Origin of the sequence: Thalassotalea loyana (assembly GCF_030161435.1) — a bacterium.
Lineage (GTDB): Bacteria > Pseudomonadota > Gammaproteobacteria > Enterobacterales > Alteromonadaceae > Thalassotalea_G > Thalassotalea_G loyana.
The window spans coordinates 454,127-473,845 of record NZ_BSSV01000003.1; the positions used below are offsets into that span (position 1 = coordinate 454,127).

Annotated in this window: 18 protein-coding genes; 5 read left to right on the forward strand and 13 right to left on the reverse strand. The window is 39.8% G+C overall.

What is annotated here, in order from left to right; translation table 11 throughout:
• The first annotated feature begins 1 nt into the window (after position 1).
• Complete coding sequence (locus tag QQK05_RS09735; protein ID WP_284298029.1) at positions 2–703, forward strand: NAD-dependent epimerase/dehydratase family protein; 702 nt, start codon at positions 2–4, stop codon at positions 701–703.
• Positions 704–707: 4 nt separating this feature from the next.
• Here the strand turns inward: QQK05_RS09735 and QQK05_RS09740 are convergent, their stop codons facing one another.
• From QQK05_RS09740 to smc, 4 genes are all read right to left on the reverse strand, one after another.
• The gene (locus QQK05_RS09740; protein ID WP_284298031.1) at positions 708–1,043 is read right to left on the reverse strand and encodes a DUF3392 domain-containing protein; all 336 of its coding nucleotides are present in this window, start codon (positions 1,041–1,043) and stop codon (positions 708–710) included.
• Positions 1,043–3,094 (reverse strand): NAD-dependent DNA ligase LigA, encoded by a 2,052-nt coding sequence (gene ligA, locus QQK05_RS09745; RefSeq protein WP_284298033.1) that lies wholly within the window; start codon positions 3,092–3,094, stop codon positions 1,043–1,045. The genes QQK05_RS09740 and ligA overlap by 1 nt, the downstream gene beginning before the upstream one ends.
• A 76-nt stretch (positions 3,095–3,170) precedes the next feature.
• On the reverse strand, positions 3,171–4,406 hold the full coding sequence (gene zipA, locus QQK05_RS09750) for a cell division protein ZipA (protein ID WP_284298034.1): 1,236 nt from the start codon (positions 4,404–4,406) through the stop codon (positions 3,171–3,173).
• Positions 4,375–7,881, reverse strand: a complete 3,507-nt coding sequence (smc, locus tag QQK05_RS09755) for a chromosome segregation protein SMC (RefSeq protein WP_284298037.1) — start codon at positions 7,879–7,881, stop codon at positions 4,375–4,377. Before smc ends, zipA begins: the two co-directional genes overlap by 32 nt.
• A 181-nt stretch (positions 7,882–8,062) precedes the next feature.
• Here smc and cysZ point away from each other — a divergent pair, with 181 nt between their 5' ends.
• On the forward strand, positions 8,063–8,818 hold the full coding sequence (gene cysZ / locus QQK05_RS09760) for a sulfate transporter CysZ (protein ID WP_284298039.1): 756 nt from the start codon (positions 8,063–8,065) through the stop codon (positions 8,816–8,818).
• Positions 8,819–8,887: 69 nt separating this feature from the next.
• Positions 8,888–9,220 carry a hypothetical protein gene (locus tag QQK05_RS09765; RefSeq protein WP_284298041.1) on the forward strand — a complete coding sequence of 111 codons (333 nt, stop codon included), beginning with the start codon at positions 8,888–8,890 and terminating at the stop codon, positions 9,218–9,220.
• Positions 9,221–9,279: 59 nt separating this feature from the next.
• Here QQK05_RS09765 and efpL read toward each other — a convergent pair whose 3' ends face one another.
• Complete coding sequence (efpL, locus tag QQK05_RS09770) at positions 9,280–9,852, reverse strand: elongation factor P-like protein EfpL (RefSeq protein WP_284298043.1); 573 nt, start codon at positions 9,850–9,852, stop codon at positions 9,280–9,282.
• Positions 9,853–9,869: 17 nt separating this feature from the next.
• The gene (gene miaE / locus QQK05_RS09775; RefSeq protein WP_284298045.1) at positions 9,870–10,634 is read right to left on the reverse strand and encodes a tRNA isopentenyl-2-thiomethyl-A-37 hydroxylase MiaE; all 765 of its coding nucleotides are present in this window, start codon (positions 10,632–10,634) and stop codon (positions 9,870–9,872) included.
• Between the two features lie 102 nt (positions 10,635–10,736).
• Between miaE and QQK05_RS09780 the strand changes: the two genes are divergently transcribed.
• A complete protein-coding gene (locus QQK05_RS09780; RefSeq protein ID WP_284298047.1) occupies positions 10,737–11,012 on the forward strand; it encodes a hypothetical protein in 276 nt (91 codons plus the stop codon).
• A 186-nt stretch (positions 11,013–11,198) separates the two neighbouring features.
• Positions 11,199–11,795, forward strand: a complete 597-nt coding sequence (locus QQK05_RS09785; RefSeq protein ID WP_284298049.1) for a Yip1 family protein — start codon at positions 11,199–11,201, stop codon at positions 11,793–11,795.
• 69 nt (positions 11,796–11,864) lie between these two features.
• Here the strand turns inward: QQK05_RS09785 and purF are convergent, their stop codons facing one another.
• From purF to QQK05_RS09820, 7 genes are all read right to left on the reverse strand, one after another.
• Positions 11,865–13,385, reverse strand: a complete 1,521-nt coding sequence (purF, locus tag QQK05_RS09790; RefSeq protein WP_284298050.1) for an amidophosphoribosyltransferase — start codon at positions 13,383–13,385, stop codon at positions 11,865–11,867.
• 24 nt (positions 13,386–13,409) lie between these two features.
• Positions 13,410–13,892, reverse strand: a complete 483-nt coding sequence (locus QQK05_RS09795; protein ID WP_284298052.1) for a CvpA family protein — start codon at positions 13,890–13,892, stop codon at positions 13,410–13,412.
• A gap of 72 nt (positions 13,893–13,964) precedes the next feature.
• Positions 13,965–14,594, reverse strand: a complete 630-nt coding sequence (locus tag QQK05_RS09800) for an SPOR domain-containing protein (RefSeq protein ID WP_284298054.1) — start codon at positions 14,592–14,594, stop codon at positions 13,965–13,967.
• Between the two features lie 9 nt (positions 14,595–14,603).
• Entirely contained in the window at positions 14,604–15,863 is a 1,260-nt protein-coding gene (gene folC, locus QQK05_RS09805) for a bifunctional tetrahydrofolate synthase/dihydrofolate synthase (RefSeq protein WP_284298056.1), read from the reverse strand.
• 7 nt (positions 15,864–15,870) lie between these two features.
• The gene (gene accD, locus QQK05_RS09810) at positions 15,871–16,737 is read right to left on the reverse strand and encodes an acetyl-CoA carboxylase, carboxyltransferase subunit beta (RefSeq protein WP_284298058.1); all 867 of its coding nucleotides are present in this window, start codon (positions 16,735–16,737) and stop codon (positions 15,871–15,873) included.
• 267 nt (positions 16,738–17,004) lie between these two features.
• Positions 17,005–17,799, reverse strand: a complete 795-nt coding sequence (gene truA, locus QQK05_RS09815; RefSeq protein WP_284298060.1) for a tRNA pseudouridine(38-40) synthase TruA — start codon at positions 17,797–17,799, stop codon at positions 17,005–17,007.
• Between the two features lie 69 nt (positions 17,800–17,868).
• On the reverse strand, positions 17,869–19,719 hold a 1,851-nt coding region (locus tag QQK05_RS09820; RefSeq protein WP_284298062.1), incomplete at its 5' end, for a FimV/HubP family polar landmark protein.

The window sequence follows — 19,719 nt, forward strand, 5'->3', positions numbered from 1 at the left end:
GATGAAGGTATTAATTTTTGGCGCTACCGGATTAACAGGTATAGAACTCGTAAGGCAAATACGTGATCATGCACTGGTAACTGAAATTCATATCGCTGCCAGAACCAAGCCTAAAAATATCGAGCCAAGCGACAAGCTGAAGCTTCATCTTATTAACTTTAACTCTAAAGAAGCGATACATGATCTCATTACATCTGCGCACTTCGATTACATCTATTGTGCCCTTGGTACAACCATAAAAAAAACAGGTAGTAAAGAAGCGTTCAAAGCCATTGATGTTGACCTCATTAGCCTAATCGGTAGTGAAGCGTTATACCACTCCTCCGCTAACGCGTTTTGCTTTATAAGTGCTATTGGCGCCGATATTTCAAGCAAGTTTTTTTACAATCATTGTAAAGGATTAACAGAGCAGAACCTTATACAAACTATGCAGCACTCTTCAACGCAAAACAGACTAATTATTTGTCGTCCAAGCCTCTTAACGGGTAACCGCGATGAATTCAGACTCGGAGAAAACATATCGGCGATAATGAGTCGTGTATTGCCCTTTGTTTTCAAAGGGCCTTTTAAGCAGTACCGACCAATCGCCTGTGACACAGTAGCCGCGGCAATAATCAAAGAAACACTTGACGCGCCGTTAGCTGAAAAGCCACTGATTTCGGTGCTTGAAAACACTGATTTACATGCGCTTGGCTCGCTCTAGTCGTTTAAATATGACGCTGTTTTTGTGCGTACATCCCAAGCCCAGTGAAAATAACAAAGTGAGCTGGTACCAAGTATGCAAGTGGCAGCTTTGACAATTGTTCATAGAGCAAGCCTGTTAACCAAACGGTCGCTAAACCATACCCAAAGGCACAAACGACAACAAAAGCAAAGGTTCTGACAATAAAGTGATACCCAGAAAACATTTTTTTGATATGGGCATTTATTTGATTACCAAACAACACTAACAATGTCGCGACAATCGCCATAGCGGCTTGATATTGGTAGGGCTTAAACCATGCGCCCAAATCAATGAGCGCATCAAATATGACCGTAGGCATTATAAAACCTGATGTTCAGTCAATAGCGCCACTAACTCTTCTTCAGTAAGCACATTAACACCCAACGACTGGGCTTTGGTCAGTTTCGAGCCCGCTTTTTCACCAGCAACCAAATAATCTGTTTTTGCCGAAACACTCCCAGAGACCTTGGCTCCAAGACTTTGTAAATGCGCTTTAGCTTCATTACGCCCCATTTGGTTCAATGTACCAGTAAGCACGTAAGTTAAATCTTTCAAAGGTTGCTCATCTTCAGATTTAACCTGAATTTCAGGCCAGTTTATGCCTCGAGCCAATAACGCATCAACAACTTCGTTGTTATGCGGCTGAGCAAAAAAGCTGACGATATTTTTCGCCACAACCGCTCCTACATCATTAACCTCTTGCAGCGACTCAGACGAAGCCTCTCTTATCGCATCAAGGGTTAAATAATGATGAGCTAAGTTACTCGCCGTTGTTTCACCTACTTCCCTAATTCCTAAAGCATATAGGAACTTGGCAAGCGTGGTTGTTTTACTCTCAGTTAATCCTTTAATTAACTTTTCCGCAGACTTTTGCCCCATCCTCTCCAGTGTACTTACTTGAATTTCCGTGAGCTGATATAAATCTGCGGCGTTTTTAATTAACTTTTCATCAACCAACTGTTCAACCAATTTATCGCCTAAGCCATCTACATCCATCGCTTTTCGAGAAGCAAAATGTTTGATCGCTTCCTTTTGTTGAGCACCACAAAAAAGACCACCAGTACAACGTAAAACCGCTTCATTCTCCTGGCGTTCAACAGCTGAATCACACACGGGACAACGTGTTGGAAAGACGATATTGACAGCGTTTTCAGGACGTTTTGCTATAACAGCATTAACAATTTGCGGAATCACATCGCCAGCACGACGAATAGTCACCGTATCTCCAATTTTTATTCCAAGACGCTCTATTTCATCTTGATTGTGCAAGGTAGCGTTGCTTACAGTCACACCACCGACGAAAACAGGTTTCAATCTTGCGACGGGAGTTATTGCTCCGGTGCGACCCACTTGAAACTCAACATCCTCTAACGTCGTTAATTCTTCTTGAGCTGGAAATTTATAAGCCATTGCCCAACGTGGTGCTTTAGCAACAAAGCCAAGAGACTTTTGTGATGCAATACTATCAACTTTCAGTACCGTACCATCTATCTCATAAGGCAAATCATCTCTTACATCCAAAATGTATTGATAGAAACTTTGACACTCATCTTCATTTGCCAAATATTTCACTTCAGGACACATTGGTAAACCAAGCGCTTTAACAAACTCTAAGCGCTTATAGTGACTATTAGGTAATACCGTTTCCGACTGGTCTTGGCCTGCTAAATTACCGACAAAGCCTAAACTGTAGGCATAGAAAGACAAGTTGCGTGACGCTGTCACTTTAGAGTCTAGCTGACGTAAACTACCTGCAGCCGCATTTCGAGGGTTAGCGAAAACTTTTTCGCCTTTTTTAATCGCATTGGCATTTAACGTGTCAAAACTCGACTTTGGCATAAAGACTTCACCACGCACTTCCAGTACTTCTGGCAAATTGTCTCCACGCAGTTTTAACGGAATGGTTTTGATCGTTCGAATGTTCTCAGTAATGTTCTCACCTACAGTGCCATCCCCACGAGTAGCTGCTTGAACTAACAAGCCATGTTCATAGCGCAAACTAACCGCTAAACCATCGAGTTTTGGTTCAGCACAAAACGCGACAGTACCGTTTGAGTTTAATCGGTCTTTTACTCGCTTTACGAATGCATCCCAGCCATCTTGGTCAAAGACATTGTCGAGAGACAGCATTGGGATCTGGTGTGTTACTTGGGAGAATGCTTTTAAGGCTTCACCACCGACTTTCTGGCTTGGCGAGTCCACACGTTTTAATGACGGGTGTTGATTCTCAAGAGCGACGAGCTCACGCATTAAGCGATCATATTCTGCATCAGGGACCGTTGGTTCATCTAAAACATAGTACTGATGGTTATATTCATTTAATTGATTGGAAAGTGTTTCAATACGATCTATCGTCGCTTGATCAGACATGGTTATTTCTCGTTGCTAAGCGCTCTAGTGCCGCATAGACTATTGGTCGTAGCACTAGAGCATTGTCGATTGATTTTTATTTTTGCGCGATTCTATGTTTGCGATCGAATTCGCGAATTTTGGTCATATAATGTTGCTCAGTTTGGGCCGTCATCACACAACGTTTATCATCTAATATTTGCGCATTGAACTCTTGTGATAAATGGCGTGCAGCCGCCATCATCTGATTAAAGACTTCAAACGGGTCACCAGCATTAGGCAACGTCATGAACAAGCTTACACCCTGAGTTGCAAAGCTTTCCATCGAGTCTAAATCAAAAGTCCCTGGGTTTAACATATTAGCCAGGCTAAACGTTACCTTACCATTACCTGCATTATCTTGGTGTCGATGGAAAATATTCATATCGCCATACTTTAAACCAAGTGTCAGTAGAGAAGGCAACAACGCAGCACCGGACATTAAATGGTTATCAGGCATAACGACCGAAATTATCAGAACTTCAGGCTCAACTTCAACTTTTGCCGGAGCGTCCGGCTCAATTTTAGGTTCCTGTGGAGCTTGCTCTAGTTCAAATGGTTCTCCAAGTGACGGCTCTGATTGAACCGTTTCTAACTCTTCAATATCGCCAAAGTTAAAGCCCATTTGGTTACGTTTTAATGCTTCTTTTTCGGCTTTTGTTGTTCTGGTTTTTTTAATTGGTTTTGGTTTTTCAGCACTTGTATCCCTAACCTTAGGTTGAGTAACAGGCGTTTCATATAAGGGTTCTAAAGCAATTGTTTGCTCTATCTTCTGAGATGTATCTTCGGTAACAGCTGGAGTTTCTTCTTCCTGTTCGACAATGGCAGGTTCAGCTACAGATTCCTCTACCGTTACTTCTTCTTCAACGCGCGGTGGCTCGTATTGACTTGTCGCAATATCTTCTTGCTCGATTTCAACATGCGGATCTTTTGCTTTAAGATCTTGTGGTAAAGGCTCATCATTAAAGCTCGGAGCAGGCGCTGGCGCTTGAGGGATCTCTTCTTCTTTCGGTGGGTTTTTGATTTCACCTGTTAAGGCACTATGTTCAACTACTCGAGGGGCACTTACCCCGTATTGATCAAAGCCACTTTTATCCAACACAGGATCGTCATTGGCAACCGGTTCATCTGATGTTTTTAATTTGTATGGGTTTTTATTTTTTCGGATAGTCCACAAACCGTGGACAAAAATAGCTCCGATGACAACAGCACTGATAATAATTAATGCATTTCTGAAATTATCTTCCATCGTATCGCCTTCGTTATGATAACTCTGCCATTGCAACCGCTTCATCAATATCAACCGCTACCATTCGGGAAACTCCCGGCTCATACATGGTTACACCTGTTAATTGTGAAGCCATTTCCATGGCTATTTTATTATGTGATATATAAATAAACTGAACGGTTTGAGACATTTCTCTAACCAAATTACAAAAACGGCCAACATTGGCATCGTCTAATGGCGCATCTACTTCGTCTAACATACAAAATGGCGCAGGGTTCAGCCTAAAAATTGCAAACACTAATGATAAAGCGGTTAGCGCTTTTTCTCCACCAGATAATAGATGAATTGTGCTATTTTTTTTGCCAGGCGGTCTTGCCATAATTGTTACACCAGTTTCAAGTAAATCTTCACCAGTTAACTCTAAGTATGCACTACCTCCACCAAATACTTTAGGAAAAAGTTGTTGCAAATCATGATTAACCTGATCAAAAGTCGTTTTGAACTTAGCTCTTGATTCTCTATCAATTTTAGCGATGGCGTCTTCTAATGTTGCTAACGCTTGATTTAAATCTAGATCTTGCTTATCTAAATACTGTTTTCTCTCTACCTGTGCTTCAAATTCATCAATCGCGGCCAAATTAATTGGCCCAAGTAAACTAATATCTTTCGCAAGTCTAACCAAGTTTGCTTGCCATAAAGATTCTTTAGCATCACTTGGCATATTATTTTTAATCTGATTTATTGACTGATGCTCAGGTAAACCCTCTAATGCATTTTCTGCACGCACTTGATAATTTTGTTGATTAATATGCAACTTGTTTAGCGCTTCTCTATGCGCTTCAATAGCATTAAAAATGCGTTTTTTCTCTAAGTCACATTGATCAATTTGCTCACTCGCACCGGCCAACAGCTTGTGTTGATTGTCTAGTTGCTGGTCAATAGCAAATAAAACCTCTTGCTCACGCTTTAAATCTAATTCATCTTGCTCTAAGGGTAAGGAAAGATTCTCTTGTTCGAAGCCGATTTCCTGTAACTGAATATCTAACGCATCGATTTGTTCTTCTAGGCGCAATTTATGCAACTCTGTCGACTTTTGACTCGTAATTGCCGTTTCAAGTGCAACTTTGTGTTGATGATAGCTCGACTGCAACTCAATTAATGCTTGTTGTTTTTGTGCAAGTTCATCGGTTACTCGTCTATTTATCTGTTCGAGATCTGACAGGTCTTCAACAGACTCTTCTTCATTAATTGCTTGTTGATAAAGCAGGTCTTCGAGCGCTTCAGTTGCCTGCTCAATTCGCTGTTCTGTGTCCAGGAGCTGTTCTCTTCCATCAGCCAGCGTTTTTTGTTGATGAGTCAACGTTTGCTCATGGAGTGCTAGATTTTGCCGTGCTCCATTCAGTTGTTTGAGAACATTTTCTACTTCGCTAGTAACTGTGGTTAATTTACTTTCATTTTCGGCATGAATAGATTTCGTTGATTCTATAGTTTGTTTAATCGTTGTTTGTTCATGCTGCAGTTGCTCAACCTCAGCTTGCATTGACTTTATACGGTGTTGTTTGCCCAAGACATCTTCAGTGCTATTTTGCTGACCAAAAGTCAAAAACTCAGGCGAGAGCCAAACGGCTTCGGGGCAAATAATAGATTGTTCATCAATTATAGACGCTAAAATAGACGTAGCTTCATCATAGGAATCAGCAACAATTATCAGATTGAGTTGTCGCACTAACCATGGAAAATACTCGATGCCTTTAATTTTTGTTGCCAAACTATTTTCTGCTATCACCACAGCTGTTGATGATTTAACCAAAATATAACTACTTGCTATCTCCTCAAGTAATTCAACATCAGAGATAGCTTCATTAATAACTTGCGCATGCAAAAAATCACCAACAACTTTATTAACAGCCGTGGTCCACCCTTCATCGACTGAGATGTGGTTATATAACTCTCCATCTGCATGAATGTTGTTGCCTTTGAGCAATTCAATCGCTCCTGCTAAGTCGCTGTTCTGACTATAATGACTGAGCTCTGCTTGCTGTTGCTCAATTTGTGATTGTAAACTGTCTAAGCGCCATGATAATTCTGTCTCAGACTGTTCTATCGTTTTCATTGCTTCAGCACTTTGCTCTACCGCATGTTTTATTTGTTGATGCTCAGTCTGCTTGCTTTTAAACAGTACTTCTAGTTGCTCCAACAAGCGCTTTTCTTGTTCGACAACGATAGTAAGTGGTTCATTATTATTAACATTGAGCTTCTCTTGCAGTTGCTTTTTCTGCTCATGGAACTGTTGTAGGTTAGCTTTTACATACTCTACTTTACTTGCCAACTCTGCTTTTTTAGCCACAAGCTCTTGTGCTTGAGCGGCTTTTCTTTGGAAATTCTCCTGAGCCGATCTGTTTTGCAACTTCAGTTCATCTATTTGGCTACTAAGTATTGATAGCTTTTCTTCATCGGCAGCTAAAATCGGTGTCTTTGACTCAACAGTTTGCCTGTGAAGAGCCTCGTTACTCATATCCTTTTGGAGTTGCTCATTAAGCTGCTGATGACGCATCAGGTGTTTTTCACGCTCTTGGCCGAGTACATGTAATCTTGCTTTAGCGTGCTTGATCGTCTGCTCTAACCTCACACACTGAGATGAATGTTCAACTTTAGTCGCTTGCAATGTATCAAGTGTTTCTGATTGACTTGCATTAGTTGTTTTTATGGTCGTTATTTTGTTATCAATGGCAATTTGATCAACGACCAACTGCTCTATCTCTTTTTGACGACGATTTATTTTTTCTTGTTCTTGTTTCGCTTGGTCAAGAAATTTCTCATGACGAAGAATAGCCAATTCTGCTTTGAATGTGCGCTCTTGTCCTTTTAATGTGCGAAATCGTTTTGCGGCTTGAGCTTGCTGATCGAGCTTTTCGATTTGTTGTCCCAGCTCAAAACGTATATCACTTAACCTATCAAGGTTCTCTCTAGTATGTTTTATTCTATTTTCAGTATCTCTACGTCGCTCTTTATACTTGGATATACCAGCAGCTTCTTCAATAAAAACACGTAATTCTTGAGGTTTAGACTCAATCAAACGCGTAATCGTACCCTGTTCAATAATGGCATAGCTTCGTGGCCCTAAACCCGTTCCCAGAAATATATCCGTGATATCTTTGCGACGACACTTGCTACCGTTTAGAAAATAAGTGTTGGTTCCTTCTCTATTTACAACACGTCTTATAGAGATTTCACTGCGATCAGCAAGGTGCTGAGTTAACGCAGGTGACATTGGGTTATTGGAATGTTCGAAAATTAGTTCAACACTAGCCTGACCCACAGGTTTTCTTGACGCTGCGCCATTAAAGATGACGTCCGTCATTGCGTCACCACGCAAATTTTTCGCTGAGCTCTCACCAAGTACCCAGCGGACCGCATCAATAATGTTAGATTTGCCACAGCCATTTGGCCCAACAATTGCCGTCATTTGTTGTACAAATGGTACCTTTGTTGGGTCAACAAATGATTTGAAACCAGCAAGTTTGATTTGCTTGAGGCGCATGCGAGAGTGAAACCTAGGTTGAATTTATTATTAGTGTTATTGCCTAATTCAGTACTTTATCAAACTTATATGTACTTTGTAACAAGTCAACGCTGTTGCTTTAACTTTTATTCTTTATAATGTCCGATATAGGAAGTTTGGGTCATATATCAAACAATTATCAGCGAATTTTGGAGTTTTCATGGCAGTAGCACCTTATAAAAAACAAACAGCAACATCTGGTGCCGGTTATTTCCTTGCTGGCTTTTCGCTTATTCAATCAAAAGGGATAAAACGTTTTGTCTTTATCCCTTTGATGGTCAATTTGATTTTGTTTTCGATCGCATTCTATTTTGTTTTTCAGCAGCTAGATCATTACATCGCTCAGCTAACAGGTTGGCTACCTGAAATGCTTGATTGGCTTAACTATATTATTTGGCCAATTGCAGTTATCACCGTCCTGATTGTCTTTTCATTCTTATTTAGTGCAGTGGCCAACTGGATTGCGGCTCCATTTAATGGGTTACTCGCTGAAAAAATGGAGCTTATATTGACCAACCAACCGCTAGGCGGTGGAGGTTTTGGTGATATTGTTAAAGATATCCCTAGAACATTAAAACGAGAATGGCGAAAGTTGATCTATTACATTCCTCGCGCCATTGGTTTTCTTATTTTATTGTGGTTCTTGCCTTTAATTGGCCAGGTCCTTTGGTTTTTGTTTGTTTCGTGGATGATGGCTATTCAATATAAGGATTACGCATTTGATAATCATAAAATTGCCTTTGGCGAGATGCGACATACATTAAATCAGAATAAAGGTAGAAGCTTTAGCTTTGGCGTGACTGTTGCCTTCTTTTCAATGATTCCTGTTGTTAACTTAGTTGTGATGCCTGTTGCAATATGTGGAGCTACCGCGTTGTGGGTCGATAATTACCGCGATGAATATTTAAGACGCTAAACGGCTGTTGACCGAGTTTACCAAAACGCATACATTGTCGACATAAAGATGTGTCGGATAGGAGAAATCATGAAGAAATTGACGGTTATATTATTGAGCGTAGCCACGTTAATGAGTCACACTGCGTTTGCAAAGGCAGAAGTGGCTGAATTGCCTATCATGGATAATGTAAGAGTGTTTTATCAAGATAAAAGCGCACTTCCATACGTAACCAATTTTTATACTAAACACACAGAAGCTCAAATCATAGATTTTTACCGAACACACCTTGGTGAAGTTGCCAATCAAGAAACCAAACGCGGTAGACTAACACTGACTTTTGCAAAATCAAACTTTCACTATCGTGTCATTATTTCTCAACAAAATAACATGCGACAAGTTGATTTAATTGTTCAACAGTAAATTGAACAGAAACAAAAAAGCCAAGTCGATGACTTGGCTTTTTTGTTCATTAGGCCTGACTATTTATCGCCTCTTCCCATGAACTTAGATTCAGCAGTGTTGACTTTAATAGTATCACCTGTAGAGATATGCTCTGGTACTTGAACCGTAAGTCCTGTTGAAAGTACTGCAGGTTTTGTACGGGAAGTTGCTGAAGCCCCCTTGATTGACGGATCTGTTTCTACCACCTCAAGCTCTACACTCGAAGGTAGTTCAAGTGCAACGGCGTTACCATCAATCATAATTACCTGAATACCTAGTGTTTCTTCATTGATAAATAATAATTCATCCGCGATAGAGTCTTTATGAAGGTTATATGGCGTATAATCTTCATTATCCATGAACACATACTCATCACCATCAATGTATGAAAACATTGCATCACGACGTGTCAAATCGGCAAGTTTTAACATATCAACATCTTTAAATGTTTCGTCAATTTTGGCGCCAGTAACTACGTCATACATACGCATTCTGTATAAGCTACCACCAGCTCTACCTTGTGGCACTGAGCGGCTAATATCCTTGATCATCACAACTGAACCATTATGTTCAATAGCGGTATTCTTTTTTACTTCACTTGCCTTAGGCATTTTGCTTCCTCTAAATATTATTGTTGTGTCGGTTCACCACTATGAAACTTGAAGTCTTCATCAGGAGAACTAATCAATTGCGCTTCTAATTCACCAAAAAACTTAACTCTGTCAGATATATCTTCACCGGCTATTTGTTCAGCCAACGCTAAATAGTCCTGATAATGACGAGCTTCACTTCGTAAAAGTGAAACGTAAAAGTTATTTAATTCATCGTCCAAATACGGTGCTAATGTAGCAAAACGTTCACATGATCTGGCTTCAATATATGCGCCAATTATTAATTTATCAATTAACGTATTAGGCTCATAGCTTGTCACGTTTCTAATCATACCTTTAGCATAACGGCTTGGTTTAATTGAATAATACTCAATACCGCGGCTTTCCATGATTTCAAGTACCTGATAAAAATGGTGTAGCTCTTCCTTAATCAACAACACCATTTTATCAATTAAATCTTGGCCATAAGGTGAGTCACTCTTTGGAATGATTTGCTTCGATAACCGGTTTTTATTCGCCAAGTCTGACAATGAGCCCTGTTTTTTATAAATAAATTGCTCATATGGCTCTAACCATGCCAGTAAAGCATCACCACTTTCTTTATCAACCGCGTATTTTCGGATCAAATACATTGCTGTTTGCGCTGCTTTTAACTCACAAATCATATGATCGATGAGCAGGACCTCGAGATTCTCAGGTTGCTTCGCTTTTTCGATCCATCCTGTTGGGGTTTTGCATTGCAAAAACTGATGAATCGGCTCAAGTAAAAGTTGGTGGGACATGGTGATACTGCATTTCTAAAATTAGTGAGGGCATTTTAAAAAACAACGCGATTGCTTTCTAGTGTAAAATGACAATTATCCGATCTATATCAGCATAATTACATGAATACAGACGTTAAAAAGCTATTAAGTGGGCACGACAAACTCATTCATAGTGAAGCCAAAAAAGTAACTTCACACGTGCAAAGGGAAGATGATGACTGGTTTCTCAACACCCTAATGATTGAAGGTGTTGATGTGCCATTCAAATATAAGAGAAAAAAGCCTTATCGCTCCTTGGTAGGTCAACGCGTTAACTTAACGTATTACAGAGAGATCGAAAATATTGCAGGCTTTGAGATGGAATATATGAAAGTTGTTAGAGTAAAAACCTTATAAATAGTACGTTTTTTAATCAATCTTTTGATTTAGAGCATCTTTTTTGATTATTTTGCAACCAGGTCTTGACGAATTAATCGCCATACTTCATAAATTAAATAACGACGATAAAAAAAATAAATGTCGTGTAATAGGCAAACACAAATCTATTTTGCCAATTATGGGGAATTGTATGAGGAAAGTATTATGTTACTAAATCACATCTGGGGCTTATATGCTCATCCTAAAGAAGAGTGGCAAACAATAGAAAAACGCCATGAGAGTTTAACTTATTCACTAACACATATTTTAGTTGTCGCACTAATACCTTCAATTTGTGGCTTTTATGCAGCTGCACATATTGGTTGGTCAATAGGTGCTAACGAAACAATAAAATTGACAGAGCAAAGCGCCGCTTACATGGCAATTGGTATGTATGCAGCATTAATTGCTGGGGTATTCGCACTTGCTTACCTAATCCACTGGATGGCGAAGACATTTGACGCATCGCCAGATTTTGTCCAATCACTAGAACTTGCAGCATATACAGCAACACCACTGCTAATGGTGGGTGTAGCAGCGCTATATCCAGTACTTTGGTTTGTCGCATGTGCAGGTATCTTAGCGACCTGTTATTCGGTATACCTATTGTATTCTGGGGTACCAATTATGATGAATATTCCAGAAGAGAAAGGGTTTATTTACTCAAGCTCAGTGGTCACGTGCGGCCTTGTCTTGCTTGTTGGCATTATGGCAAGTACTGTGATTTTGTGGAGCTTAGGTTTCGGTCCTGTGTTTACCTAAACCCACTTATTTTCAAAATAAAAAAGGCGCTTATAGCGCCTTTTTTATTACTTGAATGTAAGGCCTTTATTAAGAGCCCTCACCTTCATTGTGCATATCAATTACCGATTCAGCATTCTTGTCAGTTTGCTCTTTAGATTCATCATTACGAGCAGCATCTAATTTCTCAAGATATCCTTGATCAATATCGTTGGTAATGTACTGACCAGTAAATACTGATGACTCAAAATGCTTAACTTCAGGGTTAGCGAAACCAACTGCTGCGGTTAAATCTTCAATCGACTGATAAATTAATTTATCGGCACCGATTAACTGACAAATGTCATCGAGCTCTCGACCATGAGCAATTAATTCGTTGGCACTTGGCATGTCAATACCGTAAACATTTGGGAAACGGACTTCAGGTGCCGCTGATGCAAAGTAAACTTTCTTAGCACCTGACTGACGAGCCATTTCGATAATCTGCTCAGACGTTGTACCACGCACGATAGAATCATCAACTAACAGAACATTCTTACCTTTAAACTCAGAGCTAATCGCGTTTAATTTGCGACGTACAGACTTTTTACGTTCAGCTTGACCAGGCATGATAAAGGTTCGGCCAATGTATCTATTCTTAACGAACCCCTGGCGATAAGGGATGTTTAAGTGCTGTGCAATTTCTAGCGCAATATCACATGACGTCTCAGGAATAGGAATAACAACATCAATGTCTAAATCTTCCCATTCACGGGCGATCTTATCGCCTAAACGTTTACCCATTTCAATACGAGACTGATAAACCGACATTTTATCGATCGTTGAGTCTGGGCGCGCAAAGTATACAAACTCAAATAAACAAGGGCTATAGATTGGGTTTTGTGCACATTGCTTAGAGTGAATGTGGCCATCTTCAGAGAAGTAAATGGCTTCACCCGGCGCAATGTCACGGACAAATTCAAAGTCACATGCATCTAAGGCTACAGATTCAGATGCAACCATATATTCTACACCCGTTTCAGTTTCGCGTTTACCGAAAACTAATGGGCGAATACCATTAGGATCACGAAATGCAACCATGCCGTGCCCTATGATTAATGCAACGGTTGCGTAACCACCACGTACTCGACTATGAACATTTTCAATTGCCGTAAAAATGTTATCCGGAGTAAGAGACAAAACATCGGCTTGATGAAGTTCATGAGCCAAAATGTTAAGTAGTAGCTCAGAATCAGATGTCGTGTTCACATGGCGTTTCGCCGAAGCAAATAACCACTCTTTTAACTCATTTGCGTTGGTTAAATTACCATTATGCGCTAATGAAATACCAAAAGGAGAGTTTGCATAAAATGGTTGTGCTTCTGAAGAACTCGATGTACCAGCTGTAGGGTAACGAACATGGCCAATACCAATGTTACCTTGTAAACGAAGCATATGACGTGTGTGAAAAACGTCTTTCACTAAGCCATTTGCTTTTCTTAACCTAAACATGTTGTCGCTAATGGTAACAATACCTGCCGCGTCTTGGCCTCGGTGTTGTAACACCGTTAATCCATCATATAACGATTGACTTACTGGTGTTTGACCAACAATACCAACAATACCACACATGAAATTTCTCTCCGCCGAACCCTATTAGGATAAAAAACTTGATGACTGTTTCAAATACTCGAAAAACCACTCAATAACTAAATTAAACTCAGGAATCAATAGTGACGATTGCCACCAGTTTGTGCTACTTGCAGGGGTAAAAGCATCCATAAAAAACAACACAGCACTTGAGACCAGCACACCACGGAGTGCACCGAACACTAATCCAAGCATTCGATCAGTACCAGAAAGACCCGTTTTATTAACAAGTTCACCGATAAGATAGTTGATTAATGCACCAAGAATTAAGGTTGAAATAAAGAGGATTGCTATAGCTGCTGCGTTGCGCAACAAAGGATCTGAGAGGTTAGTTAAAAGAGTCGCGAGGTTTGCATAAAATTGACTGGCTACGAAAAACGCCGACGCCCAGATAATGAGAGAGATTGCTTCTTTAACAAAGCCCCTCACTAAACTAATTAGCGTTGATATGCCAATCACCGCTAAGATGGCATAATCTATCCAAACCATAAATCGAATAATCTCATTACTTATGAGGCGCGCATTCTATCAGAACGTTTGCCCTAAACCTATTAATTTTTATTATTTTGTTGGGCTATATTTGGCAATTTTTCCTGTCACTTTAGCAATCTTAGCTAAATCAGGAATTTGCTTTTCTAATTTTGATTTACTGATATCTGGACCAACGAAAACTTTAGTCAATGTTCGGTTTTTAGTATTAACTGGCTTAGTGAATACTACATAGCCAGCGTCCTTCAATTTCTTTACTAAATCATCAACATTTTTTTTCTTACTGAAACTGCCAAGCTGAATAACCCATGCGTCACCAGTTACCTGTTCGACAGATTTGGTTTTAGGTTTTGCTGCAACTGGTTTTTCTATTGATGCTGGTTTTTCCATCGTAGTGATTGTAAGAGAATCGCTCGCTTGAATCGTTTTTTCTTTCGTATCATTTTGAGCAGTTTCTTCTGCACCTGATACATCGTCGATCGCAGTATCGTCTTCAATAAGTGGCTTATCAATGGCATTCAGCTTTTGTTCGGGGAATTCTTTTGGTGTTGTTACATTTTCAACCTGAGGAGGTTGCGGAATTTGCTCAAACTCTTCTTGATAGGTTTTCTTTTTGCCATCTAACAAATCAGGTAGGAAGATAATTGCAGCTGCTGCCACAATGACTGTACCGACGATACGATTTTGAAACGGTGTAGACAAAAATAACTCCTAAATAAATAACTTACGAACATCCGCAACGGTAAAAAATGATCCAAAAACTAAAATTAAATCATTATCTTCTGCGTTTTGTAATGCCATTTTAAAGGCCTGCTCAACATTGTCAAAACAATTAATGCGCTGAGTCTGATTGTCGAGCACTCGAGATAATTCTTCAGCATTAGCTGCTCTTGGAACATCTAAACTTGCAAGATACCAATGTGACGCATGCGACTCGAACAAAGATAAAGTCCCTTTAATGTCCTTATCTTTTAACATACCAACAACACAATGGAGTTTTTCATATTGGTAATTTGACAAACTCTTGACTAGATGTCGCCCCGCATGAGGGTTATGTGCAACATCAACAAGTACTTTAGGTAAGTCACTGAGTAGCTCCGTTCGACCTGCGACTTTGGTTTGATTGATGACTTGATTAACGATTTCACTATCAAGCTCAATATCTAATTGGGTCAGTACCGTAAGCGCAGTTGCTACATTATCAACTGGAATAAAAGGCTGAGCTAACTGGTCAATAGTCATGTCGTTGTTTCGGTAACACCATGTTGGACCTTTTTGCTCTACAGTAAAATCTTTACCACGATACTGTGCTCTAGCATTGATATTTTGTGCATGCTCGATAATTGACGTTATTTTTGTGGGTTCTCCAACAACAGCCACCTTTTCCGTGCGCATAATGCCAGCTTTTTCAAAACCGATAAGCTCTTTGGTATCCCCCAAGAAGGCTTGATGGTCTAAATCAATACTTGTAATAACCGCTATATCGGCATCCATAATGTTGGTTGCATCTAATCGTCCGCCAAGACCAACCTCAAGAATGACAACATCTGGCGCTATTTGTTGGCAAATCATAAGCGCTGCTAAGGTCGTGTATTCATAATAGGTTAACGAAATATCGCCACGAACAATTTCAATTTGTTCAAATGCGGTAATTAATGGTTGGTCATTAACCTCCTGCTTATCAAGGCGTAACCTCTCATTAAACCGTTCAATATGAGGTGATGAATATACGGCAACAGACTTATCGTTGGCCAAGAGCATATTTTCTAAAAAAGCACAGGTTGTGCCTTTACCGTTAGTTCCGGCAACCGTAATAACGGTAGAGTTTGATAAAGAAATATTGAGGCGTTGAGCGACCTCAGATATTCGAGTCAGTCCAAGATCAATTTCTTGTTGATGAATAGACTCTAAATAAGAAAGCCAATTATCAAGTGAAGCATTTGATAATTGGCTAGGTAATGAATTTGTCATTTATTCTCTAATTAGCAACAGCCACTGGCGAGGGCTGGCCAGTAAATTTAGCAATTAAACGAGCTAATGAGTCACGCATTTCACGGCGATCAATAATCATATCAATTGCGCCTTTTTCTAATAAGAACTCACTACGTTGGAAACCTTCAGGTAGCTTTTCACGTACCGTTTGTTCAATGACGCGAGGACCAGCAAAACCAATTAATGCCTTAGGCTCTGCAACATTGATATCACCTAACATCGCTAAACTTGCTGAAACACCACCCATTGTAGGATCAGTTAATACTGAGACATACGGTAAACCTTTTTCACTCATTTTAGCCAATGCTGCACTTGTTTTCGCCATTTGCATTAATGACATGAGTGCCTCTTGCATGCGTGCACCACCACTTGCCGAGAAACAAATTAATGGCAAATTATGTTCTAAACATACTTCAACTGCGGCAACAAAACGAGCACCAACAACCGACGCCATTGAACCACCTAAGAATGAAAATTCAAAAGATGCAGCGACTACCGGCATACCATGTAATTCACCACGCATAACAACAAGCGCATCTTTCTCACCAGATACTTTTTGCGCTGATGAAATACGGTCTTTATATTTTTTTGAATCTTTAAACTTAAGAACATCTTTTGGCTCAAATTCCTCGCCAATTTCAACTCGATTGTTTGTATCTAAAAAAGTTTCTAAGCGTTTACGTGCACTGATGCGCATATGGTGATCACACTTAGGGCAAACACTCATCGCACGTTCAAGTTCAACCTTGTAAAGCATTGCGTTACATGATGTACACTTTGTCCAAACACCTTCAGGAATGTTACTTTTTTGAGTTGTCTTAGCTTTTGGGAGAATTTTTTCTATCCAGCTCATAATTCTTTTTAGCCTATTGCAATAAAATACGATTGATGATGGTTGTTTATCGTTAATACCAATTAAAATATTGATTTAGTCATCTCAGAGCGCAAATCATTTTTTCAATTGGTATGTTTAATCATCAATTACTTGAAACTATACATATAACCGTGAATTAAACCACACTTAGCTGACAATCAGTTACAAAAAACTGGTCTGTTTTGTTTATTGTACTGCCACTTACCTCATTCACACTAATAGATGATGTTCATAATGAGCTGTATATTAGCTGATTTGATCCGGCAAAAACAATGGTCCTAGGGGCTTGGTTGGTAGGTTAAATGTTTCAGGGTATGTAACGTCTACAAAATATAAACCACCTGCTGCTGCTGTCATACCCGCAACACAACGATTCTTAGCCTGCAACACGTCTGTCATCCATTCTACCGATTCTTGTTTTTTACCCACGCGAATTAAACTACCGGCAATATTTCTAATCATATGATGTAAGAACGCATTACCTTTGACATCAATAACGATGTAATCTTGAATGCGATGAACATTAATATGTTCAATAGTACGAACCGGTGATGGTGCTTGACAGTGAACTGTTCTAAATGACGTGAAATCATGTGTACCCACCAAAGCTTGCGCTGCTTTATGCATGAGTTTGTCATCTAGCGGATCATGAACAAAACATAAGCCAGACGTTAATATTGCAGGTCTAAATGGCGCGTTGTATATAACATAACGATACCGACGAGATGTTGCGCTGAAACGCGCATGAAACTCTTCTGGAACTTGTTTAACCCATGCAATAGCAATATCAGAAGGTAGGTTGGTATTTACGCCTAACGTCCACGCAACATCTTTGCGCTGCTTGGTCGTTTCAAAGTGTACGATTTGATTGGTAGCATTAACACCTGTGTCCGTGCGACCTGCGCACACGACCTCGATAGGCTCGTCCGCTATTTTTGATAAGGCTTTTTCAAGCTCTTCTTGAACACTTGGTGAATGTTTTTGACGTTGCCAACCGCAGTAATTTTTACCATCGTATTGAACGCCTAAAGCATAGCGCATAACTACCTCCGATTAATGTGGAGGCGCATTATTACTAATTTTAATGCGCTTGCCAATGCCAGTTTATGACTAATTTAAATTATCGAGTAATTGCTGAGCCTCAAACTGTTGTTGCGCATCACCTAACTTAATCACATCTTGCAAAATAACTTCTGCGTTTTCTTCATCACCAATTTCAATATAGACTTTCGCGAGATCAAGTTTAGCAGCAACACCGTTACTATCCTCTTCATCAATATCAGTATCATCTCCTGCGAACTCAGGGAATTCGTCTAAACCGACATCAATATTTTCTTTTTTATAAGGCTCGTCTCTTTCTGGCTCTAAAGACTCAGTGATCAAACTATCAACTGAAACAAAGTCAGCTGGTTCGTCATCGACATCACCAATCGCAATAAGGTCATCACCAATATCTAAATCATCAATGACATCTTCAACGATCGGTTCTTCTGTGGTCACTGGCTTATTTTCTTCTTCGATATTCGCTAATAGCTCATCGAAATCTAAGTTATTTAACTCTTGGATGTCTTCAATTTCATTTGCTTCTGCAACTTCTTCCTTCGGTGAAGACTCACCATCACTTAACAGATCAGCCAACACATTAGAGTCGGTAAAATCCGGCGTTAGCTCAATAGGCTCTTGGTTTTCTTCTTCTGTCTCTGGCGCTTCGTTGAGTAAATTAGCTAACGTCTCCTCATCAAAAGGAGATTCAACATCTTCTATCTGATCGTTAACATCATTAATTAAGTCATCTTCAGCTTGACTATCGTCGGCAGAAACTTCCGCAAGTAAGGCATCAACATTTAACTCTTCTTCAAAGTTCTCAATGTCATTTACTTCACTGGTTTCTTGTACGACATCGTCAATATCGTCGCCAAGTTCAAGTAAGTCATCAATTTCATCTTGCGCATTTGGCGACTCAACTTCTTCAACCTGGATTGACTCTAAAATATCATCAACATCTAGGATTTCTTGATTATCTTCATCGTCCTCTGAAGTCACATTTGAGTCGGTATCTTGAACAGCAACATCAGTATTTGAGCCGACATCACTAAAGTCCATAGTTAAAAACTGCCCGACTGTTTCTTCAGTGAAGTTATCTATGTCCTGAGAATTGTCGACATCACTGCTACCCTGCTCTGCATTATCAATAGTTTCTTCAGAGGCTGTGTCCTCTATTGTACTTTCAACTTCCCCTTCATCGTAAGTTGAAAGTAACGCATCAATATCATCAGGATCAGTTAATTCCACGTTTTCCTTAACTGAATCATCTTGAACACCTGAAATCTCGTCAATCAAAGCATCAATATCATCTACATCATCAACGTCTTCACTTGCTTCTTGCTGTGTTACTTCAGCGACTTCATTTAATAACGCATCGATATCGTCAACGTCAGTAACGTCTTCACTTGCCTCTACTTGAGCTTCTTCAGCGACTTCATTTAATAATGCATCGATATCGTCAACGTCAGCAACGTCTTCACTTGCCTCTACTTGAGCTTCTTCAGCGACTTCATTTAATAGTGCATCGATATCGTCAACGTCAGTAACGTCTTCACTTGCCTCTACTTGAGCTTCTTCAGCGACTTCATTTAATAACGCATCGATATCTTCAATGTCAGCAACGTCTTCACTTGCCTCTACTTGAGGTTCTTCAGCAACTTCATTTAATAGCGCATCGATATCTTCAACGTCAGCAACGTCTTCACTTGCCTCTACTTGAGCTTCTTCAGCGACTTCATTTAATAACGCATCGATATCGTCAACGTCAGTAACGTCTTCACTTGCCTCTACTTGAGTTTCTTCAGCAACTTCATTTAAAAGCGCATCGATATCATCTGGATCCGCAACTTCTTCACTTGCCGCTGGTTGAGGTTCTTCAGCAACTTCATTTAATAGCGCATCGATATCGTCTGGATC